Below are 10608 nucleotides of genomic sequence, written 5' to 3' on the forward strand. Positions count from 1 at the left end.
AGGACCGGGTGCACCCTCGTCCCAATGAGGGAACCCCCTAAGGGAGTTGGGCAGGGTTAACCCTCGGTCGCGCTCAGTGAACCGGGGCCGGCGTCACTTCGGGTGGCGTCCCGCCGCCAGCCGGACGATGTCCACCCGCGAGCGGATGCCGAGCTTGCGGTAGACCCGGGTGAGGGTCGCCTCGACCGTCTTGACGCTGATGAACAGCCGTCCCGCTATCTCCCGGTTGGTGGCGCCCTCCATGACCAGGGCCGCCACCTGACGCTCCATCGCGGCGAGCCCGTCCAGCGCGTCGAGCGCGGGGGCGGGTGCCGGCGCGGGCTTCGCCGGGGCGGCAGCCGCGGCCGCCTCCACCTGGCGCAGCCAGGGAAGCGCGCGGCAGCGCCGGAAGAGCCGGGCCGCCTCGTCGTAGGAGGCCGGCACGGTGGTGGTGCGCAGCGAGGCGAGCGCGAACGCGGCCCGTGCCTCCTCCAGGCCGTAGCCCAGCTTGGCCAGCCGGTCCTGAACGGACGTCAGTTGCGCGACGGCGGCGTCCTCGTCACCGCGCGCGGCCCGCACCAGGGCCTCGGCCCGGTCCAGTACGGCCAGGACGCTCTCGCGTTGCAGCCGCAGCGCGTGTTCCCGCGTCACGTTGACGACGTCCTGGGCCTCGGCGATCTCGCCGACGCGCACCAGGGCCTCGGCGAGGTCGCCGTGCCAGCGGCCGCGCGCGGGGTCGGTGATGCCGAGGGCGTGCTCCAACTCCCGTACGCGGCGCAGCGACCGGACCGTTCCCTCGGGGTCCCCTGCGACCAGCTGGGCGTGGCCCAGGGCGGCCAGGGTGCGGGATATGTACATCTGGTCGCCGTCCTCCTCGGCGTGCTCCACCGCTTCCCGGGCCAGCGCCAGGGCCCGGTCGACGTCCCCGCCGGAGGCCTCCGCGAGGGAGGTGAGCAGGGCGGAGGCCACCCGGCCGATGCCGGAGTCGCGGGCCAGCCGCAGACTCTCGCGGGCCAGGTCGAGGGCCCGGCCGCAGTGGCCCGAGCGCAGTTCGGTCTCGGCGAGCAGGCGCAGGAAGTGCACCTCGCTCTCGACCATGCCGCGCCGGCGCACCTCGCGCAGCAGCGCGGTGACGGTGTTGCGGGCCTCGGTCAGCTGGTCGCTCATGATCAGCCAGCGGAAGCGGGTCGAGCCCGCGCCGTTGTGGTGGCACGCCACCTGCGGGTCCTGGGGTTCCTTCAGGGCCCGTTTGATGGTGGCGGGCGCGTCCGGGTGGCCCATCAGGGTCTCGGTCTGGGCCTGGAAGGCGAGCGCGAGCAGTTCGGTGCGCCGGTCGCCGGCCCGGGCGGCCAGCTCCGCCGCGTGCGCGGCCTGCTCCCGCCCTTCGGCGAAGTCGCCCTCGACCACGAGTCCGCGCCAGGCGAGCTGGTAGTGGACCAGGGCGAGCAGCCCGGGGTCGTCGCCGGCGTCGGCGAGGGCCTGCGGATAGACGGCGTCCACGTCGCCGAGGGCCTGTCCGGCCGCCTCGATCACCACCATCCAGGCCCGGACCCGGTCGGCGGGGACGGTGGCGCGGCCCAGCACGTCGTGGGCGATGTCGCGGGCGAGGTCGACCTCACCGGAGGTGATGGCGTCCTCGGCGGCCTGCAGCCGACGCTCGTCCGGGGCCGGGGTGCTGTCGGCGGGGGTGTGCCGGGCGGCGAGCAACCCCATCGAGGCGGCCACCGAGGGCGCCCCGCGGTCCCGGGCCAGGGTGGCGGCCTCGGCGAGGCGGGCGGCCACGTCGGGGTCGGTGCCGGTGGTCGCCAGGGCCAGGTGCCGGGCGCGTTCGATGGGGTCGGAGGCGGCGGTGGACAGCGCGGCGTGCGCGGCCCGCCGGTCCTGGGCGGGGGCCTCGGCGTAGAGCGCGGCGGAGATCAGCGGGTGCGCGAACCGTACGGCGGGACCCTCGGGCTCCGTCGCGAGCAGCCCGAGCTCGGCCGCCTGGGCCGTCTCGGCCTCGGCGTTCTCCCGGCCGGCCGCGTGCAGCAGGGCGACGGTGGGGCGGGCGCCGGCGCTGGCCACGAGCAGGGTGCGGCGGGCCTCGTAGGAGAGCATCTCCAGCCGGTTCAGCACGAGGGCGCGCAGCGAGGTGGGCACCGGCAGCGGCTCGCCCGGCCGGGGCGGTGTCGGGTTCTCGGCCAGCGCGCGGCCCAGTTCGAGGGCGAACAGCGGGTTGCCGCCGCTGGTGCGGTGGATGTCGCGGACGGTGGAGCGGGGCAGACCCGTGTAGCCGCGGTCGTCGAGCAGAGCGGAGACCTGGGCGCGGGTGAGCGCGCCGAGCCGGACGGCGATGGTGTCGGGTGGGGACGCGCGTAGATGGCGGTCGTACTCCTGGCCCTCGGTCCGCACCGCGAAGAGCATCTGGACGGGGGTGTCGCCGAGGCGGCGGGCGGCGAAGCCGAGCAGTTCCGCACTGGCCGGATCCAGCCACTGGAGGTCGTCGGCGACGACCAGGACGGGCCCCTTGGTGGCGAGCGCGCGCAGCGCGGACAGTACGGCCAGGCGCAGCGCGAGTCCGTCGCGCTGGAGGGTGGACTCGCCGCGGCCGGTGAGCGCCGACTCCAGGGCCGTGCGCTGGGCGGCGGGGAGCTGGTCGGAGACCTCGCCGAGGCGCAGGCCGAGGAGGTCGGCCAGGGCCAGGAAGGGGAGGTGGGATTCGGACTCGGTCGCCGAGCAGCGCAGCACGGTGCGCGCCGACTCGCCGTATTCCGCGGCCAATGACCGCAGGACGGTCGACTTTCCTATTCCGGCGGGGCCGTGCAGCAGCACGCTGCCACCCCGCCTGAGCTGGTCACGAGCTGCCGTGAGCAGCTCCTCCCGGCCGATGACCAGGTCGGAGCGGCACTTGGCAGACTCCTGGAAGTCCCGTCGCACGGTCACCGCTCCCCTCCCATGTCGTGTTACGGCCAAATTCTAGGCAACAACTCTTTGAAATTCGGACGGACGGAGTGGTGAGGGATATAACAACCAGGTCAGGCATGGACAAATTCAGTGAGTGTCGCAATGAATACCGCATACCGCATACCGCTCAACTGTTGTGTTCATGCCAAATCCCCGAGAGCGCCGGAAAGCCCACCCGCCTACGGCAGCACCCCCGCCCGACGTGCGGCGACGACCGCCTCCCCGCGGGTACGGGCCCCGAGTTTGCGCATCGCCGAACGCAGATATCCCTTCACCGTCTCGGCCCGCACCCCCAGCCGGTCCGCGGCCGCCGCGTTGGTGGCCCCCGCGGCCACACACGCCAGCACGTCCAGCTCCCGGGGAGCCAGACCCGCCCCCGGCGCCGCCGTCGGCCCGCCCGCCAGCAGGTCGCAGGCGCCGAGCAGCTCGGCCCGCAGCGCGGGATCGGTCAGCCGGGGCGCCAGCGCCCGCAGCGCCGCGTGGGCCTCCCGCACCCGCTCCAGCGCGGCCCCCGCCCCGGGTTCACCGGCCGGCTCGGCCCGCGCGGCGGCCAGCACCGCCCGCGCCTCGTCGCGTACGGTCCGCGCCTCGTCCCGCAGGACCAGCGCCTGCTCCACGTCCCGCGCCGCCTGCATCGCGGCACTCAGCGTGCGGTCGCCCAGCGGCTGGGCCGTCCGCAGCGCGCCATACAGCACGCCGCGCACCCGCCGACGTACGACGACCGGCACCGCCAGCACCGAGCGCAGACCCTCGGTGGCGACGGCGGTGTCGTACTCGTGGCTGATCTGCCGTGAGGAGGAGTAGTCCGTCACGGCGCAGGGGCGGGCCAGGGCCACGGCCTTGCCGCCCAGGCCGTTGCCGGCGGTCACCGCGAGCGCGCTCAGCGCGGGGGTGGCGGTGCCGCACAGCTCGCTGATGCGCATCTGCGGCCGCCCGCCGTCCACCAGACCGCCGAAGGCGACCGGGAGCCCGGTCATGTGCCGCAGCCGGATCAGCGCGCCGCGGATCTCCACGGCTCCGGTTGCCCCGATCGGGTCTACTGCCACTGCCTCACCCCTTCTGTGCGGCGCACACCCCCGTACGGGGGTAGTGAGACCTGCATCACGGATTACACGATGGCAGAGAGCCGCCCGGCAATGGTCCGGCACCGAGCGGGCGTGCGGCGAGCCCCCGAGGTGGACGACCGAAGAGGAGTACAGATGACGACGGAGTCCTTCCGCAGCGCGCGGGATTTCCTGCTGGCCCACCGCGAGGACTGGACCACGGCCTACGAGGGCTTCTCCTGGCCCCGGCCCCGGCACTTCAACTGGGCGCTGGACTGGTTCGACGTCATCGCCGAGGGGAACGAGCGGACCGCGCTGCACATCGTCGAGGAGGACGGCACCGAGACCGTGCGGTCCTTCGCCGAGCTGTCCGAGCGCTCCGACCGGGTCGCGAACCGGATGCGCGAGTGGGGAGTGCGCCCCGAGGACCGCATCCTCGTCATGCTCGGCAACCAGGCCGAGCTGTGGGAGACCGCCCTGGCCGCGATGAAGCTGCGCGCCGTCGTCATCCCCGCCACCCCGCTCCTGGGACCCGCCGACCTGCGCGACCGGGTCGAGCGCGGGCACGTCCGGCACGTCCTCGTGCGTGCCGAGGACACCGGCAAGTTCGACGAGGTGCCCGGCCGCTACACCCGGACCGCCGTCGGCGGGGCCCCCGCGGGCTGGCAGGCGTACGAGGACGCGTACGCGGCCCCGGCCGGCTTCACACCCGACGGCCCCACGCTCGCCGACGACCCGCTGATGCTGTACTTCACCTCCGGCACCACCGCCCGCCCCAAGCTCGTCGAGCACACCCACGTGTCCTATCCGATCGGGCACCTGGCGACCATGTACTGGATCGGCCTGCGACCCGGCGACGTGCACCTGAACATCTCCTCGCCGGGCTGGGCCAAGCACGCCTGGTCCAACCTGTTCGCGCCGTGGAACGCGGAGGCGACCGTCTTCCTGCACAACTACACGCGCTTCGACGCCCCCCGTCTGCTGGCGGAGATGGACCGCGCCGGCGTGACCACCTTCTGCGCCCCGCCGACCGTGTGGCGCATGCTCATCCAGGCCGACCTGACCCAGCTGCGGACCCCGCCCCGCGAGGCCGTGGCGGCCGGTGAACCGCTCAACCCCGAGGTCATCGAGCAGGTCCGGCGCGCCTGGGGGGTGACCATCCGGGACGGCTTCGGCCAGACCGAGACCGCCGTCCAGGTCTCCAACAGCCCCGGGCAGCTTCTCAAGACGGGCTCCATGGGCCGGCCCAGCCCGGGATACCGCGTCGAACTCCTCGACCCGGTCTCCGGTGCCCCCGGCGCCACCGAGGGCGAGATCGCCCTCGACCTGTCCGCGAAACCGGTGGGCCTGATGACCGGCTACCACGGTGACGCCGACCGTACGGCCGAGGCGATGGCCGGCGGCTACTACCGCACCGGAGACATCGGCTCCCGGGACGCCGACGGCTACATCACCTACGTCGGCCGCGCCGACGACGTCTTCAAGGCGTCCGACTACAAGATCTCCCCCTTCGAGCTGGAGAGCGCGCTCCTGGAGCACGAGGCGGTCGCCGAGGCGGCCGTCGTACCCGCCCCCGACGAACTGCGCCTGGCCGTACCCAAGGCGTACGTCGTCCTCGCGGAGGGCTGGGAGCCCGGCCCCGACACGGCGAAAACGCTGTTCGAGCACTCCCGGCAGGTGCTGGCCCCCTACAAGCGGGTCCGCCGGCTGGAGTTCGCCCCCCTGCCCAAGACCGTGTCCGGCAAGATCCGCCGGATCGAGCTGCGTGAGGCCACGGCCGCCGGCTCGACCGGCGAGTACCGCGAGGAGGACTTCCGGTGACCGAACTCCCGCACGGTGACGGGCCGTTCGCCCGGCCGTCCTACGCGCACGGCACGAGCGGCACGGCGCTGCTCGGCGACACCATCGGGGCCAACCTGGACCGGACGGTCGCGGCCTGGCCCGACCGCGAGGCCCTGGTCGACCTGCCGTCCGGCCGGCGCTGGACGTACGCGCGCTTCGCCTCGGACGTCGACCGGCTGGCCCGCGCCCTGCTGGCCGCCGGGATCGAGGCCGGCGACCGGGTGGGCGTCTGGGCGGTCAACTGCCCCGAGTGGGTGCTCGTCCAGTACGCCACCGCCCGCATCGGCGCCGTCATGGTCAACATCAACCCGGCCTACCGCACCCACGAGGTCGAGTACGTCCTGCGGCAGGCCGGGGTCCGTCTCCTCTTCGCGTCCCTGCGGCACAAGAGCAGTGACTACCGGGCGATGGTCGAGCAAGTGCGCCCGCAGTGCCCGCAGTTGCGGGAGACGGTGTACATCGGGGACCCCGGCTGGGAGGCGTTCACCGAGCGCGGGACCCCCGACCTGGAGGAGCGGCTGCGCGTGCGCGCGGGCGAACTGTCCTGCGACGACCCGATCAACATCCAGTACACCTCGGGCACCACGGGCTTCCCCAAGGGGGCGACCCTCTCCCACCACAACATCCTCAACAACGGTTACTTCGTTGGAGAGTTGATCGCCTACAGCGAGCGGGACCGGGTCTGCGTACCGGTGCCCTTCTACCACTGCTTCGGCATGGTGATGGGAAATCTCGCGGCGACCTCGCACGGTGCCTGTCTCGTCATCCCGGCGCCGTCCTTCGACCCGGCGGCGACACTGCGCGCGGTCCAGGAGGAGCGCTGCACCTCCCTGTACGGCGTCCCCACCATGTTCATCGCGGAGTTGAACCTGGCGGATTTCGCCGGCTACGACCTGACCTCCCTGCGCACCGGCATCATGGCCGGTTCGCCCTGCCCGGTGGAGGTGATGAAACGGGTGGTCGCCGAGATGCACATGGCGGAGGTGTCGATCTGCTACGGCATGACCGAGACGTCCCCGGTGTCCCTCCAGACGCGCCGGGACGACGACCTCGAACACCGCACCGGCACCGTCGGGCGCGCCCTGCCGCACATCGAGACGAAGGTGGTCGACCCGGCCACCGGGGTGACCCGACCGCGAGGCGTGGCAGGGGAGTTGTGCACCCGGGGCTACAGCGTCATGCTCGGCTACTGGAACGAGCCGGAGAAGACCGCCGAAGCCGTCGACGCGGGGCGCTGGATGCACACCGGCGACCTGGCGGTGATGCGGGAGGACGGCTACGTCGAGATCGTCGGCCGCATCAAGGACATGATCATCCGGGGTGGGGAGAACATCTACCCGCGCGAGATCGAGGAGTTCCTCTACGCCCATCCCAAGATCGCGGACGTACAGGTCGTCGGAGTGCCGGACGAGCGCTACGGCGAGGCGGTCGTCGCCTGTGTCATCCCGCGCGATCCGGCCGATCCGCCGACCCTGGAGGACGTGCGCGCGTTCTGCGCGGGACGGCTGGCCCACTACAAGGTCCCGGCCGGACTGCGCGTCCTCGACGCCTTCCCGATGACGGTCTCGGGCAAGGTGCGCAAGATCGAACTGCGGCAGGGGTACGGCCTGTAGGTCCCGCCGGCCCGACGGTGCGGCGCGTCGGCGGTCTCGCCAACCGCGGCTCATGCCCGCCGGTTCCGTTCATGCGCGCCGGTTCCGTTCACGCGCCGCCGGGCTGCCTCGGACCGGTGGCGCCGGGCTGTCCCGGGCCCGTGGCGTCGAGCGCGCCGGCGGCGGTGTTGACGGCGCGAGGCGCACCCGTCAGGTCGAGCACGAACAGGGGGATCCCGAGGGCGTCGGCGCGGGCGCGGGCGTCGGCGGTGTACCCGGCGAGGCAGAAGCAGACGCAGTCGACGGACTCCGTCATGGCGGCCAGCCACAGGCACTCCACGTCCCTGAGCGGGACCGGGCGCACCGTCGGTTCCACCCGGGCCAGCAGGCCGCGGGCGGCCAGTGCGACGCCGGAGGGGGCGTACCGGCCTGCTCGGTGGACGTCCCGGTGGCCGAGCCACCGCAGATAGAGGGCTGCGGCCGTGACCGCGTCGCGCGCGGTGCGGATCGTGACGGACCGGAAGGCCGGGCGCCGGCGCGGGGGCGGTGGCGGTGGCGGGGTGCCGATACCGGGGTGACTGCCGGCACGTGGCCCGTGACCGGTCCTCGGCCGGTTGTCGGTTTCCGGCGGGGTGTCGGCCGGCGGTGGCGTGTCGGCCGGCGGTGGGGTGCCGGTCCTCGGTGGGCTGTCCGTCCTCGAAGGTGTGCCGGTCTTCGGCGGGGTGTCGGTCCTCGCTGGGCCGGGGGCCGGGCCCGTGTCCGGGTGGGGCCGGGCCACCGGTATGCGCAGGACCGTCCCGCAGGAGCAGCCGAGTTCCGGCCGGGGCCACTGGTCGCGGCGGCCGCAGGCCGTGCAGCGGACGACGACCCACTCCTCGTCCCAGGTCCGGTGGGTGACCGGCGTCGGCGGGGCGTGCCGGTCCAGCGGCGGGGCGACGGGCGTACCGCACGCGCAGGGATACGACGGTGGCGCGTAGAGCTGCTCGCGCCGGCAGGCCGGGCAGCGCACCGGCACGCTCTCGGACATGGCCCCATCGTCCTCCACGCGGCCCCCCGCTGTCCGCGCTTTCCCGGCTCCGGTGCCCCCTTGACGGTGTGCGGCCATCCACTTACATTGCTTCCAGATAGCAGAAAGTAAATTCCACAATACGGAAACGTGGATGTGGAAACACCAGAATCACGGGAACCGGAAGAGCTCACCGCGGGGCGCGACGGGAGTGCGAATCCGACAGCCGAGGCAGGAGTACTCGATGGCTCGTATGACCGCTGCCCGCGCGGCAGTTGAGATCCTCAAGCGCGAAGGCGTCACCGGTGCGTTCGGTGTCCCCGGCGCGGCGATCAACCCCTTCTACGCGGCGCTCAGGGACTCCGGCGGCATCCAGCACACCCTCGCCCGCCATGTGGAGGGCGCCTCGCACATGGCGGAGGGCTACACCCGCACCCGGCCCGGCAACATCGGCGTGTGCGTCGGCACCTCCGGACCGGCCGGCACCGACATGATCACCGGGCTCTACTCGGCGCTCGGCGACTCCGTCCCGATCCTGTGCATCACCGGCCAGGCCCCGACCGCCGTGATCCACAAGGAGGACTTCCAGGCCGTCGACATCGCCTCGATCGCCGCGCCCGTGACCAAGATGGCGGTCACCGTCCTGGAGGCGGCCCAGGTCCCCGGGGTCTTCCAGAAGGCCTTCCACCTGATGCGCTCCGGCCGCCCCGGGCCGGTCCTCGTCGACCTGCCCCTGGACGTCCAGCTCACCGAGATCGAGTTCGACCCGGAGACCTACGAGCCGCTGCCGGTCTTCAAGCCGGCCGCGACGCGGGCGCAGATCGAGAAGGCGCTCGGCATGCTGAACGCCTCGCAGCGTCCGCTGATCGTGGCCGGCGGCGGGGTCGTCAACGCCGACGCCTGCGAACTGCTGGTGGAGTTCGCGGAGTTGACCGGCATCCCGGTCGTCCCGACCCTGATGGGCTGGGGGGCCCTGCCCGACGACCACGAGCTCAACGCCGGCATGGTCGGCCTCCAGACCTCCCACCGCTACGGCAACGCGACCTTCCTGGAGTCCGACTTCGTCCTCGGCATCGGCAACCGCTGGGCCAACCGCCACACCGGCAGGCTGGACGTCTACACCGCCGGCCGCACCTTCGTGCACGTCGACGTCGAACCCACCCAGATCGGCCGGATCTTCGCCCCCGACTACGGCATCGCCTCCGACGCCGGAGCCGCCCTGAAGCTCTTCGTCGAGGTGGCCCGTGAGACCGAGGCGGCCGGCCGGCTGCCCGACCGCTCCGCATGGGCGGCCGCCGCGCAGGAGCGCAAGGCCACGCTCCAGCGCCGTACCCACTTCGACGACACCCCGATGAAGCCGCAGCGCGTGTACGAGGAGATGAACAAGGTCTTCGGCCCGGAGACCCGGTACGTCTCCACCATCGGCCTCTCGCAGATCGCCGGCGCCCAGATGCTGCACGTGTTCCGGCCCCGGCACTGGATCAACTGCGGCCAGGCGGGCCCCCTCGGCTGGACGATCCCGGCCGCGCTGGGCGTGGCGAAGGCCGACCCGGAGGCGACCGTGGTCGCCCTCTCCGGTGACTACGACTTCCAGTTCATGATCGAGGAGCTGGCGGTCGGGGCGCAGCACAAGATCCCGTACGTCCACGTCCTCGTCAACAACGCCTACCTGGGCCTGATCCGGCAGGCGCAGCGGGCGTTCGACATCGACTTCCAGGTCAACCTGGAGTTCGAGAACCTCAACTCGCCCGAACTGGGCGTCTACGGCGTCGACCACGTCAAGGTCGCCGAGGGGCTCGGCTGCAAGGCGATCCGGGTGACCGACCCGAACGAACTCGGCGCGGCCCTGGAACAGGCCAGGAAGCTCGCCGCCGAGCACCGGGTGCCGGTCGTCGTCGAGGCGATCCTGGAACGCGTCACCAACATCTCCATGTCGACCACCAACGACATCGGCAACGTCGTGGAGTTCGAGGAGATGGCCACCGAGCCCGGCCATGCGCCGACCTCGATCAGGACGCTGAAGGTCTGACGCCGGGGCGCTCCGCGCGCCGTAGCCGAAGGGTGGCCGGTCCCTGACGGGACGGGCCACCCTTTCGCAGCCGCAGCCGCGGTCTCCTTGGCGCCGGTCCACTCGGCGGCCAGCGCCCGGGTGATACCGGCGAGGCAGCCGGAGGCGAGCGGCGGGGTGTGGATCTCGCCGTCG

General features: G+C 72.8%; 6 protein-coding genes and 1 pseudogene. 3 read left to right on the plus strand and 4 right to left on the minus strand.

Annotated elements, in window-relative coordinates; all coding sequences use genetic code 11:
* Positions 1-93 precede the first annotated feature (93 nt).
* A complete protein-coding gene (locus ABZT03_RS09705) occupies positions 94-2901 on the minus strand; it encodes an AAA family ATPase (protein ID WP_356035946.1) in 2808 nt (935 codons plus the stop codon).
* 200 nt (positions 2902-3101) lie between these two features.
* A complete protein-coding gene (locus ABZT03_RS09710; protein WP_356035974.1) occupies positions 3102-3899 on the minus strand; it encodes a helix-turn-helix transcriptional regulator in 798 nt (265 codons plus the stop codon).
* Between the two features lie 222 nt (positions 3900-4121).
* On the opposite strand from ABZT03_RS09710, the gene ABZT03_RS09715 reads away from it, so the two are divergent.
* Positions 4122-5786, plus strand: a complete 1665-nt coding sequence (locus ABZT03_RS09715; RefSeq protein WP_356035948.1) for an AMP-binding protein — start codon at positions 4122-4124, stop codon at positions 5784-5786.
* Complete coding sequence (locus ABZT03_RS09720; protein ID WP_356035951.1) at positions 5783-7420, plus strand: AMP-binding protein; 1638 nt, start codon at positions 5783-5785, stop codon at positions 7418-7420. Before ABZT03_RS09715 ends, ABZT03_RS09720 begins: the two co-directional genes overlap by 4 nt.
* 88 nt (positions 7421-7508) lie before the next feature.
* Here ABZT03_RS09720 and ABZT03_RS09725 read toward each other — a convergent pair whose 3' ends face one another.
* Positions 7509-8426 carry a hypothetical protein gene (locus tag ABZT03_RS09725; protein WP_356035953.1) on the minus strand — a complete coding sequence of 306 codons (918 nt, stop codon included), beginning with the start codon at positions 8424-8426 and terminating at the stop codon, positions 7509-7511.
* A gap of 223 nt (positions 8427-8649) precedes the next feature.
* On the opposite strand from ABZT03_RS09725, the gene gcl reads away from it, so the two are divergent.
* Positions 8650-10434, plus strand: coding sequence for a glyoxylate carboligase (gcl, locus tag ABZT03_RS09730; RefSeq protein ID WP_356035956.1), 1785 nt, complete (start codon positions 8650-8652; stop codon positions 10432-10434).
* Positions 10435-10514: 80 nt separating this feature from the next.
* Here the strand turns inward: gcl and ABZT03_RS09735 are convergent.
* A pseudogene (locus ABZT03_RS09735) lies at positions 10515-10608 on the minus strand (4-amino-4-deoxychorismate lyase); the annotation flags it as partial.

This window comes from Streptomyces sp. NPDC005574 (genome assembly GCF_040605435.1).
GTDB lineage: Bacteria > Actinomycetota > Actinomycetes > Streptomycetales > Streptomycetaceae > Streptomyces.

Coding starts and splice junctions, on each gene's coding strand:
- ABZT03_RS09710 (WP_356035974.1), bottom strand. CDS start 3,899: ATGACCGGGCTCCCGGTCGCCTTCGGCGGTCTGGTGGACGGCGGGCGG.
- ABZT03_RS09715 (WP_356035948.1), top strand. CDS start 4,122: ATGACGACGGAGTCCTTCCGCAGCGCGCGGGATTTCCTGCTGGCCCAC.
- ABZT03_RS09725 (WP_356035953.1), bottom strand. CDS start 8,426: ATGTCCGAGAGCGTGCCGGTGCGCTGCCCGGCCTGCCGGCGCGAGCAG.
- gcl (WP_356035956.1), top strand. CDS start 8,650: ATGGCTCGTATGACCGCTGCCCGCGCGGCAGTTGAGATCCTCAAGCGC.